This is a genomic window from Lysobacter rhizosphaerae (assembly GCF_054779795.1).
In genome coordinates this window covers 55,398-78,435 of record NZ_BAAGXO010000009.1, presented here as the reverse complement: position 1 = coordinate 78,435, position 23,038 = coordinate 55,398, and the positions used below count along the sequence as shown (strand labels likewise).

Here is a 23,038-nt window from a genome sequence, read left to right as displayed (position 1 = left end):
TCCCGGCGAAAGCCGGGATCCATTTTGACTTCAGCGCTTGCAAAGCGACGCAGATAACCGGATAGCAACAGCAGTGGATCCCGGCTTGACCAGCCTGCGGCTGTGGTAAAGCGCCTCGCCGGGATGACGAACAAAAGCTCAGGAAATTCTTATCGCCGAGATGCGGTCGCGCCACTGCCGCGCGTTGGCCACCACGGCGGCGGCATCGATATCGACCAGCACGCGCTCCAGCAGCTTCGGCTTGCCGGCGATCCAGACATCGCTCACCTGATGGCGCCCGGCGGCGTAGACGAGCTGCGAGATCACGTGGTGCAAGGGCTGCGTTTCCAGCTGGCCGAGATCGACGCAGGCCAGGTCCGCCTGCTTGCCAGTCACTATCGAGCCGATCTGCGTCTCGAAGCCCAGCGCGCGCGCGCCGCCCAGGGTCGCGGCCTGCAGGGCGCTGGCAGCGTCGAAGGCCGAGGCATCCCCGGCCACCGCCTTCGCCAGCAATGCGGCAGTGCGGGTTTCGCCGAACATGTCGAGGTCGTTGTTGCTGGCGCAGCCATCGGTGCCGAGGGCGATGTTCACGCCCGCCTTCTGCAGCTTGCCTATCGGGCAGAACCCGGACGCAAGCTTGAGGTTGGACTCCGGGCAGTGCACCACGCTGACGCCGCGCTCCGCGCACAACGCGATCTCGGCATCGGTGAGCTGGGTCATGTGCACGGCGATGAGACGGTCATTGACCAGGCCCAGGCGATCCAGGCGTGCCAGCGGACGCTGGCCCAGCTTCTGCTGCGATTCGGCCACTTCATGGGCGGTTTCGTGCGTGTGCAGGTGCACAGGCACGTCGAGCTGGTCGGCCAGCATGCGGATGCGCTCGAAATTCGCATCGCTCACCGTGTAGGGCGCGTGCGGCGCGAAGGTGGTGGCCACGAGCGGGTCGTGCCGCCACTGGTCGTGCACCTCGGTGGCGCGATCAAAGTACTCGTCCGCGGATTTCGCCCATGCGGTCGGGAAGTCGATGACCGGCAGGCCCACGCGCGCACGGAAGCCGTGCTGCTTGTAGACCGCGGCCTGCACGTCCGGAAAGAAGTAGTTCTCGTTGGCGCAGGTGGTGCCGCCACGGAGCATTTCGGCGATGGCCAGGGCGATGCCGTCGGCGACGAATCCGGGACCGATGACCGCGCCCTCGATCGGCCAGATGTGGCCTTGCAGCCACTCCATCAGCGGCAGGTCATCGGCCACCCCGCGCAGCAGGGTCATCGGGTTGTGCGTATGGGCGTTGACCAGCCCGGGGATCAGGGCGCCGTCGGGACGCGAGACGGTTTCCTTCGCCTCGTAGCGGGCCCGCGCCTCATGGATGGGCAACAGGCCGAGGATCACACCGTCGCGAATGGCAACGGCGTGGTTTTCGAGGACCACGCCGTGCGGCTCGACCGGGACCACGAAGCCGGCTTCGATGAGGAGGTCGCAGGCTTCGGGTTGAATGCTTGTCGTCATTCCGGATTCCGTCGTGCCGCTCTGGTCCGTCGATTTGGTCCGTCATCCCGGCGAGGCGCTTTACAACAGCCGCAGGCTGGTCAAGCCGGGATCCATTTTGACTTTTTCACTTTGCTTTCGCCGTCGCCTTCAAGAGCAAGGGCAATGGCAAAATCGATCCCGGCATTCGCCGGGATGACGATCTGGCAAAGCCGTGGCCGCTAGGCGGCCACGGGCCAGATCGTCACTTGACGCGCGAAACGTACTCGCCGCTGCGGGTGTCGACCTTGATCACCTCGTCCTGGCCGACGAACAGCGGCACGCGGACCACCGCGCCGGTTTCCAGCGTCGCCGGCTTGCCGCCGCCGCCCGAGGTGTCGCCACGGACGCCCGGGTCGGTCTCGGTGATCTTCAGCTCGACGAAATTCGGCGGCTGCACGGCGATCGGGGTGCCGTTCCACAGCGTCACCACGCACTCTTCCTCGCCCTTGAGCCACTTCTCGGCGCCGCCCATGCCGGCCTTGTCGGCCTGGACCTGCTCGAAGGACTCCTGGTTCATGAAGTGCCAGTACTCGCCGTCGGCGTAGAGGAACTGCATGTCGGTGTCGACCACGTCCGCCTGTTCGACGTTGTCGGTCGCCTTCATCGTCATTTCGACCACGCGGCCCGACTTGATGCTGCGGTACTTGATGCGGGTGAAGGCCTGACCCTTGCCCGGCTTGACGTATTCAGTCTCGGTGATGATGCACGGGTCGTTATTGACCAGGATCTTCTGTCCGGTCTTGACGTCATTCATGCCCAGGCTGGCCATGGGTGTAACTCCTGAAAAAGTGATCGGTGCGCCCTGCCGCCGCGGGGCGGCGGAACGGCTAAAATGTCGGGCTTTGCTGCGCGAGATCGGCAGCGCCGGAAAATCGCGATCCGACATGATACCCGTTGCCCCCGCCCTCAGACAGCGCACCCCGCCCCAGGCGCCCGGCTGGCAGCAGCTGTGGCGCGAGGCCATCCGCGACCCGCGCGAACTGCTGGTGCTGCTGGGCCTCGAATCGGCCGCACTGAACATCTCGGATGCGGCGGCCGCCCAGTTCCCGCTGCGGGTGCCGCGCGGCTTCGTCGCGAAGATGCGGCATGGCGATCCCGGCGACCCGCTGTTGCGCCAGGTGCTCCCGCTCGACGACGAAATGCAGCCGAGGCCCGGCTTCGGCCTGGACGCGGTCGGCGACGGTGCGGCCAAGGCCGCCGACGGCGTGATCCGCAAATACCGTGGCCGTGCCCTCCTGGTCACCACCGGCAGTTGCGCGGTCCACTGCCGCTACTGCTTCCGCCGCCACTTCGACTACGCCTCCGAAACCGCTGCTGCCGGCAACTGGCGGCAGGCGGTCGAATTGATCCGCGCCGACCCGGACATCGACGAAGTCATCCTGTCCGGTGGCGATCCCTGGTCCCTGGCCACTGCCAAGCTGGCCGAACTCACCGATGCGCTGGCCCAGGTGCCGCACCTCAGGCGCCTGCGCATTCACACCCGGCTGCCGGTCGTGCTGCCCGAACGTGTGGACGCCCCCCTGCTCGCCTGGCTGCGCGGCCTGCCCTGGCCGGTGACCGTGGTCCTGCACGCCAACCATGCGGCTGAAATCGATTGCAGTGTCGAACAGGCCTGTTCAGCCCTGCGCGGCGCCGGCGCAACTTTGCTGAATCAGGCGGTTTTGCTGCGCGGTGTCAACGACAGTGTCGAGGCACTGAGCGCGTTGAGCGAACGCAGCTTCGAGGCAGGCGTGCTGCCCTACTACCTGCACCAGCTCGACCGGGTGCAGGGCTCTGCGCATTTCGAAGTCAGCGACGAGGAAGCCAGGCGTCTTCACGCGGCATTAGCGGCGCGGCTCTCGGGCTACCTGGTGCCGCGCCTGGTGCGCGAAGTCGCGGGAGACCCGGGCAAGCGGCCGCTTTGATCGGCCGGAGGCGTTTGGATCTGATGGGCGCATCGCGTCCTTCAGGGGAATCGAAATGTCTTCCAAGCCAAAGCGAACTGCCGACCGCGGCACACCCGTGGCCAAGGTACGTGGACTCCAGCCGCGCCTTCATGTCATAAACCCGGATCACGGGGAACCTAAGCGGGAAGCCGGAAGGCCGTCGCGAACGGAGGGTTTGGGGATGCAATTCGGCAAAGACATGGCTCTGCGACTGCTGATCGTCGACGATAGCGTCGAAGCCGCCGAGGCCATTGTCAGCGGGCTGCGCAACGCGGGCATCGCGGTACGCCCGTCGCGGCCGGAAACCGAGGACGAACTCCAGTCGCTGATCGAGTCCCAGCCGCAGGACCTGGTGCTGGCCGCGCAGAACGCCGGCGGCGTGACTCTCGCCAAGGTGATGGAGAAGGTCGATGCCAGTGGCAAGGACCTGCCCGTGCTGGTGCTCGTCAGCAGCCTGGACGAGACCGCGCTGTTGAAGATGATGGCCATGGGCGCACGCCGGGTGGTGCTGCGCGAGCACATGGACCATGTCCTGCACGTGCTGCGCGCGGAATGGGTCGACCTGGAAGCGCGCCGCTCCTATCGCCGCCTCGACGCGCAGATGCGCGAGATCGAGCGCCGCTGCGACGCGCTGATCGATTCCTCGCGCGACCCCATCGCCTACATCCATGAAGGCATGCACATCCGCGCGAATGCGGCCTACCTGGAAATGTTCGGCTTCGACTCCTTCGAGGACATCGAGGGCATGTCGCTGCTCGACCTGGTCGCTTCCAAGAAGGTCGATGAATTCAAGAAACTGCTGAAGCAGCTGTCCAAGGGCGAAGCTCCGCCGCCGCGCTACGAAACGGAAGCCGTCACCATCACCGGCACCCACTTCCCGGCCGTCATGGAGTTCACCCAGGCCACCTACGAAGGTGAAAGCTGCCTGCAGGTGGTGCTGCGCAAGCAGGAAGAGGTCTTCGACCCCCAGGCGGCGGCGGAACTCGAACGCCTGCGCCAGCTCGACCAGGTCACCGGCCTGTTCAACCGCCCCACCTTCCTGCGCGCACTCGAGGACGCGGTGGCGGAAACCGCAGCCAAGGCGACCTCGCACGGCCTGCTGCTGATCGAGCCCGATCATTACGCGCGCCTGTTGCAGGACCTCGGCCTCGACGCGGCGGACGACCTGGTTGCCGCGGTGGCGGAGCGCCTGCGCTCCACCGTCGGCGCGAACGACATCGTCGCGCGCTTCGGCGAGCACCAGTTCGCCGTGCTCACGCACAACAGCGACTATGCGCAGACCTCCAGGCTCGCCGAATCCCTGCGCGCTGCCTTCGCCGATACCGTCATCGAGGCGCGCGACCATTCGCTGAACATCACGCTCAGCATCGGCGGCGTGCAGGTCGGTGAAAAGATCGCCAACGTCGCCGCGATCCTGGGCAAGGCCAGCCAGGGATTGCAATCCACGATTGGCGTGGGCGGCAACCGTTCCGAACTGCACGATCCCAGCGCAACCGACCGCGCGGAACTCGAGCGGGTCGCCGCATGGGTCGCGCGCCTTCGCGAAGCCATCGCGACCGACCAGTTCGTCATCCATTTCCAGCCACTGGTACCCCTGCACGGCGCGCCGGACGAGATGTACGAAACGCTGCTGCGCCTGCGTGGCGAAGACGGCGGGCTGGTGCAGCCGCTCACGTTCCTGCCGATCGCGGAGGAGCATGGGCTGCTGGGCGACATCGATCGCTGGGTCGTCGGCCGCTCGATCCGGCTGATTGCCGACCGCCAGCGCATCAACCGCCGCACCCGCCTCATGGTGAAGATCACGCAGGCTTCGCTGCAGGATGACAGCCTGCTCGCGTACATCGGCGAACAGCTCAAGATCCATGGCGTCGATGGCCGCCTGCTCGTGCTGCAGATCCCCGAATCCAAGGTCTTCACGAACCTGCGTGCCGCCCAGCAGTTCCAGGCTGGCGTGGCGGAGTTTGGCGTCCGCGTGGGCCTGGAACAGTTCGGCATCGGTCTCAACCCGTTCCAGATGCTCACCCATTTCGACGCCAGCTTCATCAAAATCGACCGCTCCTTCATGAAGGACCTGGCCAGCACCCCCGAGCTGCAGCAGCGTATCCGCGAGTTCGCGTCCAAGGCGCAGGAACTGGGCAAGCAGACCATCGCCGAATACGTGCAGGACGCTGGCAGCATGTCCACGTTGTTCGGCGCCGGAATCGACTACGCGCAGGGGCACTTCCTCGCACCGGCGGGGCCGGAAATGGATTACGAGTTCGGCTGATGCCCTTTCGGCTGATGCCCTGATCGCCGCAACGATGCGCCAACAAAAAAGCCCGCCAATCGGCGGGCTTTTTGTTGCATGGCAGAGCGTTACATCGAGCGCTGCAGCGCCGCAATACGTTCTTCCAGCGGCGGATGGCTCATCATCAGGCGGCGCATGCCATGGCCGACCGCGCCGCTGATGCCGAAGGCCTGGATCTGGCTGGGCAGCGAACTCTGGCCGTGGTTCTGCGACAGGCGGCGCAGCGCGGCGACCATCTTGTCGCGACCGGCAAGGTCCGCACCACCGGCATCGGCACGGAACTCGCGATGGCGCGAGAAGGCCATCGCGATCATGCTGGCGAACAGGCCGAACACGATGTCCAGCACGAACACCGTGATGAAGTAGCCGATGCCGCCGCCACTGCTTTCACGGTTGCCGCTGATGAAGCCGTCGATCACGCGACCGACCACGCGCGAGAGCACGATCACGAATGTATTCAGTACGCCCTGGATGAGCGCCATGGTCACCATGTCGCCGTTGGCAACGTGGGTGACCTCGTGGCCAAGCACGGCTTCGGCTTCGTCGCGGCTCATCGAACGCAGCAGGCCCGTGGACACGGCGACCAGGGCATTGTTGCGGTTGGCGCCGGTGGCGAAGGCATTGATTTCCGGGGCGTCGTAAATGGCGACTTCCGGCTTGCCGATGCCTGCGCGCTCGGCCTGGCGATGGACCGTCGTGACCAGCCACTGCTCCAGCTCGTTGCGCGGCTGCTCGATCACGTGCGCACCGGTGCTGCGCTTGGCCATCCACTTGGATATCAGCAGCGAAATGAACGAGCCGCCGAAACCGAAGATCGCGGCCATCACCATCAGCTGTCCCTGGTTGCCCAGCCGGAAGCCGAACTTCTGCAGCACCGACATCACGATGCCCAGCAGGACCAGGACGGCCAGATTGGTGGCGAGGAACAGGGCGACACGCTTGAACATTGGGGGACCTTTCGCGCAACCGGCGGCTGATGGTTTCGGACCGAAGATGTGGCAGGCTCGATGAAAATTCAAGCCGAATGCTTTGCGCAAGCTGCCATAAACCCAGCCAACAGCACCATGCCTCTTTCCGCTATCGCCCCCTATCGTGGCCGCTTCGCCCCCTCGCCCACCGGCGACCTGCATTTCGGCTCGCTGCTGGCCGCGCTCGGAAGCTGGCTGCTGGCACGGCATGCGCAGGGAACCTGGCTGGTCCGCGTGGAAGACATCGACCCGCCACGCGAGGTGGCAGGGGCATCGCAACGGCAACTGGATGCCCTGGTCGCCTTCGGACTGCATTCCGACGAAGCCATCGTCCGCCAGAGCGCGCGCAGCGCCCTGTACCAAGCTGCCCTGCAGCGCCTCCTGGACGACGGCCGAGCCTTCGAATGCCACTGCAGCCGCAGCGACCTGGCCGCCAGCGGCGGCGTGCACCGGCAATGCGTCGCGAAATCGCGGCGGGCCGACCCCGCCATCCGCCTGCGTGTCCCCGACGGGACCGTCATCGCCTTCGACGACGACATGCAGGGCCCCCAACAGCAGGACGTCTCGCGCGAGGTCGGCGACTTCGTCCTCCGACGCACCGAAGGCTACTGGGCGTACCAGCTCGCCGTCGTGGTCGACGACGCCGCGCAGGACATCACCGATATCGTGCGTGGCGCCGACCTGCTGGATTCCACGCCGCGACAGATCCTGCTCCAGCGCGCGCTGGGCCTGCCGACGCCGCGCTACGCACACCTTCCGCTGGTCGTGGACGCCAACGGGCGTAAGCTGTCCAAGTCCGATGCAGCCCTTCCCGTCGACGCGGCCGACCCGCTACCGGCACTGAAAGCGGCGTGGCGCGCACTCGGACAGTCCCCGGACGCCATCGCCGGGACCGACGGCGTCGCCTCGTTCCTGGCACGTGCGCAACCCGGCTTCGACCCCGCCCGCATTCCGCGCACCGGCGCGATCATGCTCGCCGCAGCGCACAACACAGGTTTCATATTTGCTCCATAGAATGCCTTCGGGCTTCCTTTCGCAGTTTTCATGGAGAGAACAAATGCAATCTCGCATCGCACTCGTCACGGGCGGTACCGGCGGCATCGGCACCTCGATCGTCAAGCGCCTGGCCGGCATGGGCCACAAGGTCGCCACCAATTACCGCAACGAGGAAAAGGCGAAGGCGTGGCAGGCGCAGATGCGCGCCGAGGGCTTCGAGGTCGCGATCGCGCCCGGCGACGTCTCGACCGCCGCGGATGCCGAAGCGATGGTCCGCGACATCGAGCGCCAGCTCGGCCCCGTCGACATCCTGGTCAACAACGCCGGCATCACCCGCGACACCACCTTCCACCGCATGACCCCGGAGCAGTGGAACGACGTCATCTGCACCAACCTCAACTCGTGCTTCAACGTCACCCGCCCGGTGATCGAGGGCATGCGTGAGCGGAAGTGGGGTCGCGTCGTGCAGATCAGCTCGATCAATGGCCAGAAAGGCCAATACGGCCAGGCGAACTACGCTGCCGCCAAGGCCGGCATGCACGGCTTCACGATTTCGCTGGCACAGGAGAATGCGAAGTTCGGGATCACCGTGAACACCGTGTGCCCGGGCTACATCGCCACCGACATGGTCATGGCCGTGCCGGAGGAGGTCCGCAACAAGATCATCACGCAGATCCCGACGGGCCGCCTTGGCTCGCCCGAGGAAATTGCCTACGCGGTGGCTTTTTTCATTCCCGACGAGGCCGGCTGGATCACCGGCGCCAACCTGTCCGCAAACGGCGGTCAGTACATGGGTTGGTAACAGCCCGGGTTGGCAGCAGCCCGGGTTGGTAGCAGCCCGGGCTGGTAAGCGGCCCTGCGGACAGCGCTTTGCTGCGCACAAAACCGCGCTGCTTCCGCCAGATTCAGCCAACCTGGCCGTGACCGACGGCACATGACCGGGGCGAGTTGCAAGGCAACCGCCCCTGAGCCATGCTGCGCAGCACCACGATTTAGAGTCGGCGCTCGATGAGTTCGATCCGCATCATCAAGAAGTATCCCAACCGTCGTCTCTACGACACCGAGATCTCCAGCTACATCACCATCGAGGATGTGCGGCAGCTCATCGTCGACGGCGAGGATTTCGAGGTGCGCGATGCCAAGTCCGGCGATGACCTCACCCGGCAGGTGCTGCTGCAGATCATCGCGGAGCACGAGTCCGACGGCGAACCGGTGCTCTCCACGCAGCTGCTCAGCCAGATCATCCGTTTCTACGGCGATTCGCTGCAGGGCTTCATGGGCAACTACCTGGAACGGTCGATGCAGGTCTTCCTCGACCAGCAGCAGCAGTTCCGCGCCCAGATCGGCGGCCTGCTCGGCCAGACGCCGTGGGCGATGATGAACCAGCTCACCGAGCGCAACATGGCCATGTGGAAGGAATTCCAGCAGAACATGTCCGGCAACATCGGGCCTGGCAGCATGGGCGCGAATCCGACATCGAAGCCGAAGGCCGATACCAAGCGTTGACGGGACCTCCCCGCCGCAACAAAAAAGCCGGGTAACCCCCGGCTTTTTTTGTGCCTGCCCTCCGCCTCATTTCAGCGGCGGCTGGCCCGGGCAGTACTTCGAATAGAACTCCAGCGCCGTCGGCATCAGCGCCTGCAGTGTCTGGATGCGGTTGGCCGGATCCGGGTGCGTCGATGCGAATTCCGGCGGGCGCTCACCACCACCCAGTTGCGACATGCGTTCCCACAACGGGATCGCCTCACGCGGGTCGTAGCAGGCCGCCGCGGCGAGCATCAGCCCGACCTTGTCGGCCTGCGTCTCGTGATTGCGGCCATAGGGAAGGATGAAACCGTATTGCGCGCCGGCTCCGAGCGCCGCCATCACTGCCTGCTGCTGCTGCGGATCCATGCCGCCCAGCGCCATACCGGCCGCCATCTGCCCCATCTGCACCAGCTTCTGCTGCGCCATGCGCTGGGACCCGTGGCGCAACAGCGCATGGGCGATTTCGTGGCCCATCACGACTGCCATCCCATTCTGGTTCTCTGCGATCGGAATGAGTCCGGTGTACACCGCCATCTTCCCGCCCGGCAGGCAGAACGCGTTGGCCTCTTCCGACTGGATGACGCTGACGTCCCACTGGAAGTTCTGGTAATCCGTGGGTGCCTGCTGTTGGTTCATCGCGGCGAGATCGGCGGTCACCTGCGGCACGCGATTGACCAGGCGACTGGCGATCTCGCGGATCTGCTGGCTTACCTGGCTATTGGCCGGCAACAGCGCCCCCTGTGCCGAGGCGTCGCTTTGCACCTGCTGGTAGGCCTGCGCGCCAAGTTCGACCTCCTCTTCCGGCGAGGCGCCGTAGTGCGCGGTTTCGCCGGTGTACGGATCGGTTTTCGCGCTGCCGAACCAGGACCATGCCGCGTAGCCGGCGAACAGGAGCAGGATCAACCAGCGCATGCCGCCCATGCCAAATCCGCGACGCTGCGGCGCCTGCTGGTTACCCAAGGGATCAACTCTCATCGTGCCCTCCGTGATGCCATCGAGATGGCGGCTGCTGTCCGGGGCGATCCGGGCCGGCCATCGCGCCCCAAGCAGACCTGTCAGATTTCCCGCACCACGCGGAACCCTACGCGCGCGCTTGTGTTGTTGATGTCTGTGCCCTGCCGCGCGGCCGAGCGCGTGTGCGCGGGCGAACTCGCCCAGGACCCGCCCCGCACCGTCTGGTTCCGGCACCCCGGGTTCACCCAAGGCCGGCCATCGCGGGGCGCCCGGCGGAAATTGCCGTGCCAGCAGTCGTCGACCCATTCGCTGACGTTGCCCGCAAGGTCATGCACGCCCCATCGGTTGGGCTGGTAGCTTCCCACCGGCGCCGGGCCCCAGGCGCCGTCACCATAGCCGGGGAACGCGTTGCTCCAACGCCGCCCCGAGGGCGAGACGTCGTTGCCTCCGGTGAAATTGCCGGATTGGGCCGGCGGCGCGCCATCGCCCCAGGGAAAGCGCGACTGCCCGCCCTCGCGCAGCACGTATTCGAATTCCGCCTCGCTGGGCAGCCGGTAACGCTGGCCGGTCTGCTCGGAGAGCCACTCTGCATAGCGCGTGGCGTCGCCGACGCTCACGTTCACTACGGGCATGTTGTCGCTGGCCGGGCGGCCCACGTAGTCCGACTGCCAGTCGACGTTGCCGGCGCGGACGAAATTACCGCTGCGCTCGTCGTAGATCGTCGAATATCCCCGTCGCGTCGCGCGCGCGCGATACCTGGTTGCATTGACGAAGCGGCGGAACTCGCCGACGGTGACCTCCGTACGCGCCATGGCGATGCCGCGATCGAAACGGATGTTGCGGACGGGCCTCTCGGCATCGCTGGAATCGGCTTCGCCTTCCAGCGCTCCCATGCGGAAGGCACCGTGCGGGACGACCACCATCTGCGGGCCGCGGCCACCGTTCGACAGCGCATCGGTGAACGCCTGCCCTGCCCGGAACAAGCCGTAATGGGCGGCGGTTTCGATGCGCGTGCGCAACTCCAGGACGGCGGGATCGCCCGTCGCGGCGATCCGCAACAGCTGCGCCAGCGTTTCCCGCGCGCGGCGCAGGCCAGGGGCGGTCGGCGTGGCGAGCTGCGCGATGCCTTCGTCGCGCAATGCGTTCACACGCGTGGCACGCTGCATCGCGATGCGTTCGCGCGCATCCCTGATGGTGACGAAGCCCGGACGCACCCTGGCTGCCTTGGCCAGCCATGAGTTCGCGCCGTCGTAGTCGTCCCGGTCAGCCGCGGCTTCGGCGCGGCGGATCAGCGCACTTTCGGCAGCGGCAAGTCCCTGCGCCGCCCGGCTGTCGCCGGGTCGTTCCCGCAGGGCCTCGCGGAAGTAGGCGATCGCACCGTTCGCTTCGTTGTTCTCGCCAATGTGTTCGGCATTGAGCGCTACCTCGCCGAGCCGGTTCGCCTGTGCGGCCTCGTCGGCGCGGTCGAGCCGGTCGAGGAAAGCTTCAACCCGCGGGTCCGCCGGCGCCACCACGCGCGCCACCGCCCCGACTTCGTGCGCATGGCGCAGTTCCTGCGCGTCGTAGTCGATGGCATTCAGTGCCTTGCGACCTTCGTCGAGCAATGCGAGCAGGGATTCACGCACGCCGTCGCGGATGCGCTCGTTCCGGGGCGAGTACTGCTGCAGGGCCAGATAGAGAGGGATCGCCGCTTCGGCCTCCTGCTCGCCGCCGTACAGGTGCCCGGCCTTGAGCGCCGCCGCGGCCTGCTTGCGCAGCGCTGTCGCGTTCGCATCCGTCACCGCTATTGCCGGCGCCCGCCATGCGGGTACCGGCGACACCGACTGGTCCTGCCCGATGGTGACCAGCGGCTCGGGCGCGCTGGCCTTCTCCGCCTCCGCCTGCCTGCGGCCACAACCGGCTGCGCACGTCAGCGCGAGGCCCAGGCCCAGGGACCAGGCCATACGTCGAAGGGGCCGCCAATTCGGATTCAAGCCACGCAACTCCCTGGCGTGCGACGCGGACGGTGTGGAACAGCAAGGACGGAAACGCCGTGGGGATCCTTGGCGTTACCGGGGACGAAAGTAGGCTATTGTCGCCCGCCGCGGCAACCTGCCCTATCCTCCGATCCATGCACGTCTGGATTTCCGACCCCTCTGCGCTTCAGGCGCATTTCACCCACGTCCCCGCACGCATCGGCCTCGACACCGAATTCATCCGCGAGCGGACCTACTGGCCGCAGTTGGCCCTGGTGCAGATCGCGCTCGACAATGCGTCCGGCGAACCGACCGTGCTGCTGATCGATCCGCTGGTGCCCGGCATGACGGCGGCACTGGCGCCGATCCTCGCCAACGAATCCATCCTGAAGGTGATGCACAGTCCGAGCGAGGACCTCGTTGCCTTCAAGCATGCCTGCAACGTGGTGCCCAAGCCCCTGTTCGACACGCAACAGGCCGCCGCCCTTGCCGGCATTGGCGCCGGCGTCGGCTACCAGAAACTCGTCGAACAGCTCACAGGCGTGACGCTGGCCAAGGGCGAAACCCGTTCCGACTGGCTGCGCCGCCCGCTCTCGCCTTCGCAACTGGACTATGCCGCCGACGATGTCCGTCACCTTGACGCGATGCACGACGTGCTCGACGGCATGCTGGCGCAGCTGAACCGTCGCGAATGGCTGTTCGAAGACGCGATCCGCACCGTGGCGAACGCCGAGAACGAAGGACCCGAGCGCTGGCCGCACCTGTCGATACGCAGTGCGCAGTTCCTCGATGCCGACATGCAGCGCCGCCTGGTGCGCCTGCTGCGCTGGCGCGATGCCTACGCTCGCGAGAACGACCGTCCGCGGACCTGGATCCTCGACAATGAGCTCGCCGTGGCGATCGCCCGCACCCCGCCACCGGACCGTGAGGGGCTGCAGGCGCAACTCGATGCGCATCCCAAGGCCCCGCGCAAACTCGGCGACGCCATCTGGCGTGCACTGGGCACGCCGCTGCCGGATGAAGCCGACGCCCCCGATGCCAGCGCGGGCGAAACACGGGACAAGCAACGGCTGAAGAAGCTGCAGGATGCGGTGAGCAAGCGCAGCGCCGAGCTCGGACTGCCCGACGGAGTACTAGCCTCGCGGCGGTGGCTGCAGGCGCTGCTCGACGATGGCAAATGGCCCAGCGCCCTCGCTGGCTGGCGCCGGGAAGCCCTCGAACCCAGCCTCGCGCCCCTGCTCGCCGCGCAGGACTAGCGCCTCCCTGTTGCGGTCGGTAGACTTTCGACCCTACGTGGGGCGGTAGCTCAGCTGGGAGAGCGTCGCGTTCGCAATGCGAAGGTCGGGAGTTCGATCCTCCTCCGCTCCACCATTAAATCAATGACTTACGAGAAGCCGGCCTAGTGCCGGCTTTTTCGTAACTGCACGGTAACAGCGCGGCGCCGGCCCTGACCGCTCTATCGCTAAGTGCAGAAGGGGTTGCCACATAGAACTCGCGGGGCGGCGGTAAAAAGGCCACGAAGCTTCTTGGGCCTTGGCGTTCGGGCGAGTCATTCGTGACTTGACGCGGCCGCAAATAAGCGTTGCGCGCGCGACGAGTTCTCGCAGGCATCCCCTCGGCGGAGGGAGGCAACCCGGATCTCGAAGTGGTTGGCAAAAAACCGCACGGCCGGTCGTTGGGAGCAGGTCCGGTAATTCAATGCACCTTGTGTGGGCCGCACGCTGACGCCCCGTGCCCATGCCCATCGGGCTAATGCCGCGCTTACATCCCAGGATCGAGAGATGGGACCCTCGGGCCCACACGAAGGATCCATCGAAGATCGAGGAACCCGAGCAATCCCGAACGAGCCATCCATGAGCCACCGCGCAGGATCACCCTCTGGAGACGCCCCACTCATACTGCGGGCAACACTCGATGCAGGGACTGACACGTGGTGGTCCGGGTTGCAATCGCGAGGTCGCGCGACGATGTGCTTGCCGAGCTCATCGAGGGTGAGATCAGGGCGTCTTCCGAACTGCGCCTAGTCGCGACAGGACAACTCCCCCATACAAATCCGGCCAACCGGCTTGCCGCCTTCGTCGAGAATGCCGATGCGCTGATTGCGGTCGGGGATTTCGCCGCAGGATTGATGGAGGAGATCGTCGAACAACACGCTGAGCTCGTCGTTTACGGCATCAGGATCGGCTCCGATACGGTCAACGTGAGGCTCAAACAGGAGAGTGCCCAGCAGCTGATCGACACGCTGATCGCACTTTCACGCGGGCGGCGCCGCGAACAGCCTCGGCTTCTCGAATACCAGCTCGTCCAGGATGAGGAGGCATGCGGATCGTGCCGACTCGTAGAGGTCTTGCCCGCACATGACAGGGTCCTGCAGGCGACGGCCGAATGGATACGGCAGGCACTGCTGGCGTACTGGCAACGGCTGCCCAGGTCCGACCTCGACGTCCCCGGCCATGCACGCAGTCCGGATTCGCTGGAAGGCATCCTTCGCGCGCCAGCCGTCGACGTGACTTGCGAGGAGGTCCAGCGAGCATTCGCAAACCTCCTCACGACGCTGCGCAAGGATGGCCGCGAAAGCAACGAGCCTCTTGCCCGCCTCCATCATCGACTCGGCCTGACCGACGCCGAGTTCAAGCTGGTGCTTCTCGCTCTCGCCCCCGAGATCGACATCAACTTCCAGATCGTCTTCGGGTTACTGAACGACGACCTTGGCCGCAAGTCTCCGACGCTCGCCCTTGCCTGCGCGATCGTGGGGAATCCCATCGAGACTCGCCAGGACATCGAGCAGGCCGGCAATCTGGCCCGGTGGCGGCTGCTGGATGGCGGAGCATCGCCGCCGCAGGCCGATGACCTGGTACGGCTGGCACCGCACTTGACCTCCTGGCTGCTGGGCAGCACGTCCGCACTGCTCGACGATCCGGCTATCCGCCCTTACGTCCGCACGGAGCCGTTCGCCGGCGCGTCACTGCTGGCTGGCAAGGACTCTCCCTTCCCGATCCGCGACCTCTCCAGGCGCTTCCTGACAGAGAAGAAATGGATCGTGCTTCCGGGGACGAATGTCGACCAGTGGCGCGCTCGCTGCGAACTTGCCGCCCGCGACGGCGGAACGCGGCTCCTGCGGTGCCGGACATCCGGCCTGCTCTCGCTCCCGCAATCCGATCAGCATGAAGTCGCGGCTCGCCTCGCGCGCACCGCCCACCTGCTTGGCATGACGCCCATCGTCGATCTGGCAGACGAGCCTGCCGACGAGAATCGCCGAGCGCTGCTCCCTCACCTGGCTGAAGCCTTCGCCATCCTTCCGCTGCCTGCAGTGCTGATATCAGGCGACGTCGAGTGCCACGTCGGCTCGCTGGACATCGGCGCCATCGCCACACCCCAGCCATTCGCCCCCGCGATCGAGCTACCCGGGATCTATGACGCCGCCGCCAGGAAGGCCGGGATGTCGCTTTCGCCGGAAGAGTGTCAGCGGATCGCCCTTGCCTTCCCCATGCCGCTGGACGCGATCGAAGACGCAGTCGGTCTGCTGGTCCTTGGCGATGCCCGGTCAAAGCCGCAGAACGATCACTACGAGCTGATCGCGGGGGCGTGCCGGCGCATTTCCAGCCCGCGCCTGGGGAGTCTCGCCAATCGACTTTCCCCGAGCTTCTCGCTGGACCAGGTCATCCTCCCGCCCGAGCAGCGCGCCGAGCTGATGGAGATCGTCGGCAACGTGATGAACGCGCCCACCGTGTTGGGCCAATGGGGCTTCGCCAAGCAACTGCCCTACGGCCGCGGCGTGGTCGCGCTGTTCTCGGGCCCCAGCGGCACCGGCAAGACCATGGCGTCACAGGCGATTGCGCGCGAACTTCGCACGGAGGTCTTCGCCGTCGACCTCTCCCGCGTGGTGAGCAAGTACATCGGGGAAACCGAGAAGAACCTAGACCTCGTGTTCTCCGAGGCCGAACGCGCCAATGCCGTCCTCGCCATCCAGGAGGCCGAATCGGCCATTGGAAAGCGGGGCGAACAGAAGGATGCCCACGACCGCTATGCCAACCTCGAGGTCGCCTACCTGCTGCAACGGATGGAAAGCTATTCCGGCCTCGCCATACTGACCACCAACTTCAGGCAGAACCTCGACCCGGCATTCCTGCGACGCATTCGCTTCGTCATCGAGTTCCCCAAACCCGATGCACGGGCACGCGAGGCCATCTGGAAGCAGTGCTTGCCCGGGACGGCCCCTGTCGGGGCAGGCGTGGACTTCTCGCTCCTGGCTCGTCAGATCGAACTCACGGGCGGCAACATCCGGCAGATCACGCTGCGCGCGGCCTTTGCCGCGGCGCGGGAGAAGTGCGCGATCGAGATGCGGCACATCTTCGCTGCCACCCGTGCAGAGCTGCTGAAGCTCGGCGAGAACGGAGCGGCCCGCGATCTCGACGAAATCGAACTGTTCCACGCCAACGACCTGGCCGCGTGAGGTCGCGATGAACCACGACGCGCTCAGCATAGTGACACGCGCCCTACGGGACCGGATCGATGCCGCGCTGCACGCCAGGGCGTCGTCGCGGTCGGCCGATGCCGTGCACATCGGGCCACTCAACGATACGGCAGCCAAGGACGCTCGACTCGTCCTGTGCCTGTATCGAGTGTCGGTCAATGCTGAGCTCCGCAATGCGGAACATCGCATCGTGCCGACACTCTCCAACTTGCCCATCGCAACATACGAGAACTCACTACCTCTTGATCTCCACTACTTGCTGAGCACGAGCTCGCCAAGCACCAATGGGCTCCAGGACCTCGGCATTGCCATGCAAGCCCTGAACGACCGGCCTTACCTCGCCGGCGCTGCGCTGCAGTCGGACATCGTGCATCTGTCTTTCCAGGCAATGACGACCGAGGAGATCGGTCGTGTCTGGGCGTTGTTCCCAAACGTCAATTACCGCATGTCGGTGCTGATCCTGGCGACGCCCGTCTGGATCGACCACACGCCGCTGACGGATCCGGCAGGTCCGGTGGTCAAGGAGCGGTATGGCTTCGCGCCAGTGGTAGAGGAGCAGCCATGATCGTGGAAGCTACTCATGACGTGATCACGCGAAACGTCCGGTTCGCGCTGGAACTGCTCGACCCGTTCGACGGCCGCACCGTGTGCAAAGGCCTACGCGTGGAGGCAAAGGACGACGAGGGGCGCCCGACAGGTAAAGCACCGATCGTCTCCCGCTCGGGGAGATTCATATGGTTGAGCCATGGCGACCCACTGCCGGCCAGCGTCGGCCTATCGTCGGGTCGACTTCCCTACGCCAGTTACGACATTCCCATCCCTGCCGACCTGAAGGAAGGCGGCCTCATTCGCGTGAGGCTCCGACTGCGTCGCGACTACTCGATCCCTAAGGGTGTCACCGCGATGCGCGGGACCCTCTTCCGGAAGGTGCGCCAAGAAGGCCAAGAAGAGCGGCGCCTGGCAATCCCGGGCGCGGTAGTGCAGATGGTCTGGAGATCCATTGGCGGCTGGATTGTTCCAGAACCCGCGCTGCCATCTCAGATCGGTGTCGGGGAGAGCATCACGGACGATGCGGGAGAGTTCATCGTCTTTGCGCGCCTGCGCAGGGATGGCACGGGGCAATCCGATTACGTGGGCCATTCGCTGGCTGACCGATCTGGCAGCGGCGTTCGCCTGAGCGTCGACACCGAATTTCCAGACGTCCGGCTGCGGGTCACGCGGTTCGATCCCGCAGCTACCGCATGGACGGCCAAAAAATTCTCCTTCCTCAAGACGATAGAGGGCGGCTGCATCCCGCTAGGAGAACTCCTACCGACCCGACTGCAGCTGGACTGGAATGAACTGAAACCACAGTGAGGCAACCGCGATGAGCCCGACGCCCGAAGCAGCGAGCAATGACAAATCGAAGGCCGACATCAAGGATCTCATCAACGAGATCGGCGGCGAGGTCGCGGCCTTCCAGGCCAAGGATCTCGCGAAACTCAAGGGCGAACTTGAAGCGTTCGAGAAGAAGAGAGCGCAGGTGGTCGACGGATACAGGCTGAAGTACCCGATCCTGCTGGAAAGGTGGGAGAAGCTCAATGAGCCACTCAAGTTCCTCCATGGGCAGTTGAAGGAGAAGTTCGGCAAGGAGGCGTGGCATGACCACTTCAAGTCTTGCGTCTGCGACAAGAGAAAGACGATAAGCGACCTCCAAACGAAACTCGACAAACGTGCCACCAGCGTCAGCGGCGAGTTGGGTCATGCTCGCGACATTGCGAAGGCAGCATCCGACGAAGCCAAGAACGACCTGGACTCCCTGATCGACAACGTCACGAGGATCGAGACCACCCTCTCGGAGAACGAAAAGTCGGTCTCGGATATCAGGACTTTGCTCGAGGCGCCGAAGGGGAGCGCTGTAGCGGTCTATCTCCTATGGGGAAAGCTCCTTCCGTCTCACAGACGACTCAGGCCGCAGAGTGTCGGGGACTGCCTGAAGTTCGCCGAGGACGAATCGATGGAAAAGCTCTGCGAAGAGACATCGCCCGCCTCATCGCGCCGCCCCGCTCCGTGGCTGATCAGTCCCGACAGCTACGAGAACGAGATTTACGCAGCATGGAATCGGTATCGCCAAAGCAAGGACGCATTGGGCAGCGCCGAAGACAAGTACAGCGTCGATCCTGACGACTTCGAATCGCAAAAGAAGCGGCTCGATGCGCTGCGCAAGTCGTTCGACGATGACGTGCGCTGCTGTCTCGCGTCCATAAAGGTCGAGAAACCGACCTGCGGCGGCGCTCCTGCCCCGCAGACCACCGAAAAGCCCGACACCGCTCCCGCGAACGACCAGGAGGAATGAGTCATGCCCGAGTATCTGAGCCCTGGCGTCTACATTGAAGAGATCGAGCGTGGGCCGCGCCCCATCGAAGGAGTTCCGACGAGCACGGCCGCCTTCATCGGAGAAACCGAGCGCGGACCGACCAGGCCTCGCCTGATCTCGAGCTACGTCGAGTACAAGCGCTGGTTCGGCGATGTCTTCGACCGTGATCAATACATGCCCTACGCCACAAATGGCTTCTTCGAGAATGGAGGCCGCCGTTTGTTCGTTTGCCGCATCGTGGGCGCTGACGCCACGGTAGCCTCCGCGGAAGTCGGCAACCTCATCATCAAGGCAGTCGGCGCCGGCTCGTGGGGCGAACGTGTCTTCGTCAAGATCGAATCAGGGTCGACGGAAGGCAGGTTGGACGATGGCAACGATGGCACGAAAGTCAAGATCGGATTCCGCCTGCGCCTCGCGTACTGGACCACGAAGCCAAAGGACCCATTCGACCCGTTCAAGGATGAGAACCGGAAAAAGAAGCCGCGTCCGGTCCTCACGGAGGACTTCAACGACCTGACGCTCCAGCCGGATTCCTCGGACTACTTCGAGAAGCGGCTGTCCGGAAACTCTGCCCTCGTTTCCATAGAACTCAAGGACACGAGCGACCTCTCCCTTCCAGATCCGACTGACGGAGAGTTCCTTGACGGCGGCGCGGATTCCCTGAGTCAACTCACTTCCACCGACTATGTCGGAAAGCCAGTCAACCCCGGCGACGAGCCACAGGGCCTTGAAGCGCTCACACTTGACCCATACCGGGAAGTGGCCCTGGTCCATGCACCGTACTTCGCCCCGAACAACACTGACGTCGCAAAAGCGGTGATCGATCATTGTGAGCGCATGCGCTTTCGGTTCGCAGTTTTGGATGGGGAGAAGAAGGTCTCCGACCTCAGCGCTCTTGACCCGCGAACGGTGGTCGCGGACTCGCATTACGCCGCGATCTATCACCCTTGGATTCATATTTCCGACCCGAAGAGCGGAGCGCCCACACTGGTTCCTCCTGGTGGCTACGCGCTGGGCGTCTACGCTCGGACTGACACAGAGCGCGGCGTCTACAAGGCCCCCGCCAACGAGACGGTGCGCGGCGCCGTGAAGCTGGAGACCGACATTAATGACATCCAGCAGGAGACGCTGAATCCGCGTGGCGTCAATGCGATCAGGAGCTTTCCGGGCCGTGGCATCCGCATTTGGGGCGCCAGAACCCTGTCTTCCAACGGCCTATGGAAGTACGTGTCGGTCCGCCGACTCTTCATCTTCCTGGAAAGGTCGATCTATGAGGGAACCCAGTGGGTCGTGTTCGAGCCGAACGACGACCGGCTCTGGGCGCGCGTCACTGACACGATCCGCCTGTTTCTGCGGTCGCAATGGCGCAACGGCGCACTCCTTGGCCGCACAGAGAAGGAAGCCTTCTTTATTACCTGCGACCGGACCACGATGACCCAGGACGACATACTCAACGGCCGCCTGATCTGCGAGATCGGCATCGCGCCGGTGCGACCGGCCGAGTTCGTCGTGTTCCGCATCTTCCAGCACACCGCCGAAGCGCAACGTTGAGGACACGACCATGGCCCGCAAGGATCCACTGCGCAACTTCCGGTTTCGCCTGGAGATCGACGGCATCACGCAGGCGAACTTCAGCGAGGTGACGATCGGCGAGACCGCGACGGACGTCGTCGATTACCGCGACGGGAACGAACTGGGACCACTTCGAAAGCTCAGCGGGCTGACGAAGTACGGCAACGTCACGCTCAAGTGGGGCGTGACGGACTCCATGGAGTTGGAGGAATGGCACGACGCCATCGTTGCCGGCCAGGTCCAGTCGCAGCGCAAGACCGTGACGATCATCGTCATGGACGAATCCGGCACGGACAAGGCGCGCTTCGTCGTCAGCGAAGCCTGGCCGTCCAAATACCAGATCACCGGTCTCAACGGGAAGGGAAACGAAGTGTGGGTCGAGTCGATCGAGCTCGTCAACGAAGGCGTCGAGCGCGATATGTAACGCCGCTCACCACGGAATCCGGAGAAATGCGATGAACATTCGAGGCCCGGCCCATTTCCAGACAGAGATCGAGTTCACCTTGCCAAAGGGATATCTCGACCAGACGGGAGTGCTGCACACGCGGGGAGTGATGAGGCTGGCGACCGCTGCGGACGAGATCCTGCCACTGCGCGATGCGCGCGTGCAGCAGAACGAGGCGTATCTGGCGATCATAGTGCTCGCGCGTGTGATCACCAGCCTGGGCGATCTTCCGACCATCGATACCCGCGTGGTCGAGGGCCTCTACGCCTCCGACCTGAACTTCCTGCAACGCCTCTACGAACGCGTCAATGGCGACGACCACGTCGATCAGCCCGTGGACGCGATCGGAGCACCCAGCACTACCGACGTTCCCCTGAAGCTGGAGAGGAGCTTCCGAACGGTGGGGGAAGCCTGAAGGCCTATCCGTCGCAGATACTTCGCGAGGAGATGGCCTTCATCGCATACCACTTCCACTGGGGCGTGGCCGAGCTCTTCAACCTCGAGCACGTCGAGCGCAGGCACTGGTGCCGATCGATCTCCGCGATAAACCGCAGACTGGACGGCACGCCCACCAACCCGTTCGAGGAAGTCTAGGATTCCACCGCCGTGCGCACGAGCAGCGATCCCTATATGAACTTCCGCTACGTGGTCGAGTTCGACCAGATACAGCGTGGCGGTTTCAACAAGGTCAAAGGCGTTTCGCGCGACGTCAAGGTGGAGACGTATCACGAAGGCGGGCAGAACGAATTCGAGCATCGGCTCGCTTCCTACACGACGTACGGCAACATCACTCTCGAACGCGGGCTGGTCGACGATTTCCTCTGGTCCTGGCAGGAAGCGACAGCGGATGGTCGCGTCGAGCGTCGCAACATCACAATCGTGCTGCGCGACGGGGAACTCAAGGAAGTCTGGCGCTGGCTGGTGGACGGGGCCTTCCCCGTCAAGTGGACGGCCTCCGACCTCGATGCGGCAAGCTCCCAGGTTCTGATCGAGAGTATCGAGTTTGCGCATCGCGGAATAAGGAAGGGCTGACAATGCACCGCCTCTATTCGCGCAGCGCGATCACGCACCGGCGGCGGCCCTTCGAACGCCGCGGACGCGCTTGGACGCGTCCGCGTATCAGGGCGACGCTCGCCTCGCCGATCCTGATGTGGCGACGGCAGGCGCGTCGAAAGGCGTCGCTTCTCTCGCCAGCGCCCGCGGTCGTGCCCTCTCTGGGGGCCCGGCTCGACGCGCCGCGTGTCGTCCATGTGAAAACCATGCATGCCACCACTCGCGTGCTGTGGCACCGGGTGCGACACGTTCCGGTGCGGGAGCCGCGCGCCCGCGTCGAAGCGCGCGCCATTGCGCCCGCCTCCCCGCTTCCACCGGCGGCGCCATCGAATCCTCGCGTGAGCCGATTGCACCCGAGTCAGCAGCGGGCGGCCGCCCCGAAATCGCCTGCGGCTTCCACGCGACACGTTTCCGGCGCGCCCGCCATTCTTCAGAAACTCAATCGGTGCATTTGCGTGCCAGCGTCCGACAGCCACGCTGCGCCAACCCACCTCCTGGCTCCCGTACGCAGGCTCATGCGGCTGCGAACCGACGTCACCGCTCGAAGTGCCGCCTCGCCAGAGCCGCGTCATCCGGCCGGTCACGTCGTTTCGATCTCTCGGGGGAATCCCATGGCCGCGCGCCCCGGCTCGAAAGGCGTCGACGCGCCGCAGCGCCCCGCCGTGCCACCGCCTTCTCCAACGACGCTCCTCCCTGAAAAACGTCGCCTGCACAAGACCAAACGGGCAAGCGCCCAACGCTTCGAGCCCCGGTCGCGGCCCATTGATTCGCCTACACGCGCGGCGCCAACAACCGCCGACATGCAACTGCGCATGTCACCTGCGCCCGACGGCCAAAACGAGGCCGCCTTGTTCGAAAGAGCGTCGCCGACTGATCAACCGTCGATCCATGCATCCAGGCGAACACCCGCGGCACCGAGCGCCCCCGCATTCGATCCATCGTTGGCCGACCGGCTGGCCGATGAGGTCATCCATCGCATCGAACGCCGCGCCCGTATCGAGCGGGAACGGCGCGGTCTCTGAG

General features: G+C 65.0%; 21 protein-coding genes and 1 tRNA gene. 17 read left to right on the top strand and 5 right to left on the bottom strand.

Annotated elements, in window-relative coordinates; translation table 11 throughout:
* Positions 1-138: 138 nt before the first annotated feature.
* Together ACYVGE_RS13465 and efp are read right to left on the bottom strand one after the other, a co-directional pair.
* Positions 139-1,482 (bottom strand): TRZ/ATZ family hydrolase, encoded by a 1,344-nt coding sequence (locus ACYVGE_RS13465; RefSeq protein WP_460730644.1) that lies wholly within the window; start codon positions 1,480-1,482, stop codon positions 139-141.
* Between the two features lie 223 nt (positions 1,483-1,705).
* Positions 1,706-2,272, bottom strand: a complete 567-nt coding sequence (gene efp / locus ACYVGE_RS13460; RefSeq protein WP_056130307.1) for an elongation factor P — start codon at positions 2,270-2,272, stop codon at positions 1,706-1,708.
* Positions 2,273-2,387: 115 nt separating this feature from the next.
* Here efp and epmB point away from each other — a divergent pair, with 115 nt between their 5' ends.
* Together epmB and ACYVGE_RS13450 are read left to right on the top strand one after the other, a co-directional pair.
* A complete protein-coding gene (gene epmB / locus ACYVGE_RS13455; protein WP_460730667.1) occupies positions 2,388-3,407 on the top strand; it encodes an EF-P beta-lysylation protein EpmB in 1,020 nt (339 codons plus the stop codon).
* 202 nt (positions 3,408-3,609) lie between these two features.
* Positions 3,610-5,694: a GGDEF/EAL domain-containing response regulator gene (locus ACYVGE_RS13450; RefSeq protein ID WP_460730643.1), complete on the top strand. Its 2,085-nt coding sequence runs from the start codon at positions 3,610-3,612 to the stop codon at positions 5,692-5,694.
* Between the two features lie 89 nt (positions 5,695-5,783).
* Here the strand turns inward: ACYVGE_RS13450 and htpX are convergent, their stop codons facing one another.
* A complete protein-coding gene (htpX, locus tag ACYVGE_RS13445) occupies positions 5,784-6,662 on the bottom strand; it encodes a protease HtpX (protein ID WP_460730642.1) in 879 nt (292 codons plus the stop codon).
* Positions 6,663-6,779: 117 nt separating this feature from the next.
* On the opposite strand from htpX, the gene gluQRS reads away from it, so the two are divergent.
* From gluQRS to phaR, 3 genes are all read left to right on the top strand, one after another.
* Positions 6,780-7,697 carry a tRNA glutamyl-Q(34) synthetase GluQRS gene (gene gluQRS / locus ACYVGE_RS13440; protein WP_460730641.1) on the top strand — a complete coding sequence of 306 codons (918 nt, stop codon included), beginning with the start codon at positions 6,780-6,782 and terminating at the stop codon, positions 7,695-7,697.
* 43 nt (positions 7,698-7,740) lie between these two features.
* Positions 7,741-8,481, top strand: a complete 741-nt coding sequence (gene phbB / locus ACYVGE_RS13435) for an acetoacetyl-CoA reductase (RefSeq protein WP_310053059.1) — start codon at positions 7,741-7,743, stop codon at positions 8,479-8,481.
* 206 nt (positions 8,482-8,687) lie between these two features.
* Positions 8,688-9,185, top strand: a complete 498-nt coding sequence (gene phaR / locus ACYVGE_RS13430; protein WP_460730640.1) for a polyhydroxyalkanoate synthesis repressor PhaR — start codon at positions 8,688-8,690, stop codon at positions 9,183-9,185.
* A gap of 66 nt (positions 9,186-9,251) precedes the next feature.
* Here phaR and ACYVGE_RS13425 read toward each other — a convergent pair whose 3' ends face one another.
* Positions 9,252-10,181, bottom strand: a complete 930-nt coding sequence (locus tag ACYVGE_RS13425) for a M48 family metallopeptidase (protein WP_460730639.1) — start codon at positions 10,179-10,181, stop codon at positions 9,252-9,254.
* Positions 10,182-10,261: 80 nt separating this feature from the next.
* Positions 10,262-12,103 (bottom strand): formylglycine-generating enzyme family protein, encoded by a 1,842-nt coding sequence (locus ACYVGE_RS13420; RefSeq protein ID WP_460730638.1) that lies wholly within the window; start codon positions 12,101-12,103, stop codon positions 10,262-10,264.
* Positions 12,104-12,270: 167 nt separating this feature from the next.
* Between ACYVGE_RS13420 and rnd the strand changes: the two genes are divergently transcribed.
* The 12 genes from rnd (at position 12,271) to ACYVGE_RS13360 (ending at position 23,037) form a co-directional block, all read left to right on the top strand.
* Positions 12,271-13,371 (top strand): ribonuclease D, encoded by a 1,101-nt coding sequence (gene rnd, locus ACYVGE_RS13415; RefSeq protein WP_460730637.1) that lies wholly within the window; start codon positions 12,271-12,273, stop codon positions 13,369-13,371.
* Positions 13,372-13,410: 39 nt separating this feature from the next.
* A tRNA-Ala gene (locus tag ACYVGE_RS13410) sits at positions 13,411-13,486 on the top strand.
* A gap of 559 nt (positions 13,487-14,045) precedes the next feature.
* A complete protein-coding gene (locus ACYVGE_RS13405; protein ID WP_460730636.1) occupies positions 14,046-16,568 on the top strand; it encodes an ATP-binding protein in 2,523 nt (840 codons plus the stop codon).
* A 7-nt stretch (positions 16,569-16,575) separates the two neighbouring features.
* Complete coding sequence (locus tag ACYVGE_RS13400; protein ID WP_460730635.1) at positions 16,576-17,154, top strand: Pvc16 family protein; 579 nt, start codon at positions 16,576-16,578, stop codon at positions 17,152-17,154.
* A complete protein-coding gene (locus ACYVGE_RS13395) occupies positions 17,151-17,945 on the top strand; it encodes a hypothetical protein (RefSeq protein WP_460730634.1) in 795 nt (264 codons plus the stop codon). Before ACYVGE_RS13400 ends, ACYVGE_RS13395 begins: the two co-directional genes overlap by 4 nt.
* A gap of 10 nt (positions 17,946-17,955) precedes the next feature.
* Entirely contained in the window at positions 17,956-18,924 is a 969-nt protein-coding gene (locus ACYVGE_RS13390; protein WP_460730633.1) for a hypothetical protein, read from the top strand.
* 3 nt (positions 18,925-18,927) lie between these two features.
* Positions 18,928-20,496 (top strand): phage tail sheath family protein, encoded by a 1,569-nt coding sequence (locus ACYVGE_RS13385; protein WP_460730632.1) that lies wholly within the window; start codon positions 18,928-18,930, stop codon positions 20,494-20,496.
* A gap of 10 nt (positions 20,497-20,506) precedes the next feature.
* Positions 20,507-20,941 carry a phage tail protein gene (locus tag ACYVGE_RS13380; RefSeq protein ID WP_460730631.1) on the top strand — a complete coding sequence of 145 codons (435 nt, stop codon included), beginning with the start codon at positions 20,507-20,509 and terminating at the stop codon, positions 20,939-20,941.
* Positions 20,942-20,972: 31 nt separating this feature from the next.
* Positions 20,973-21,377, top strand: a complete 405-nt coding sequence (locus ACYVGE_RS13375) for a hypothetical protein (RefSeq protein WP_460730630.1) — start codon at positions 20,973-20,975, stop codon at positions 21,375-21,377.
* The gene (locus ACYVGE_RS13370) at positions 21,374-21,556 is read left to right on the top strand and encodes a DUF6760 family protein (RefSeq protein ID WP_460730666.1); all 183 of its coding nucleotides are present in this window, start codon (positions 21,374-21,376) and stop codon (positions 21,554-21,556) included. Before ACYVGE_RS13375 ends, ACYVGE_RS13370 begins: the two co-directional genes overlap by 4 nt.
* 12 nt (positions 21,557-21,568) lie before the next feature.
* A complete protein-coding gene (locus ACYVGE_RS13365; RefSeq protein ID WP_460730629.1) occupies positions 21,569-21,994 on the top strand; it encodes a phage tail protein in 426 nt (141 codons plus the stop codon).
* 632 nt (positions 21,995-22,626) lie between these two features.
* Positions 22,627-23,037, top strand: coding sequence for a hypothetical protein (locus ACYVGE_RS13360; protein WP_460730628.1), 411 nt, complete (start codon positions 22,627-22,629; stop codon positions 23,035-23,037).
* Position 23,038: the final 1 nt, after the last annotated feature.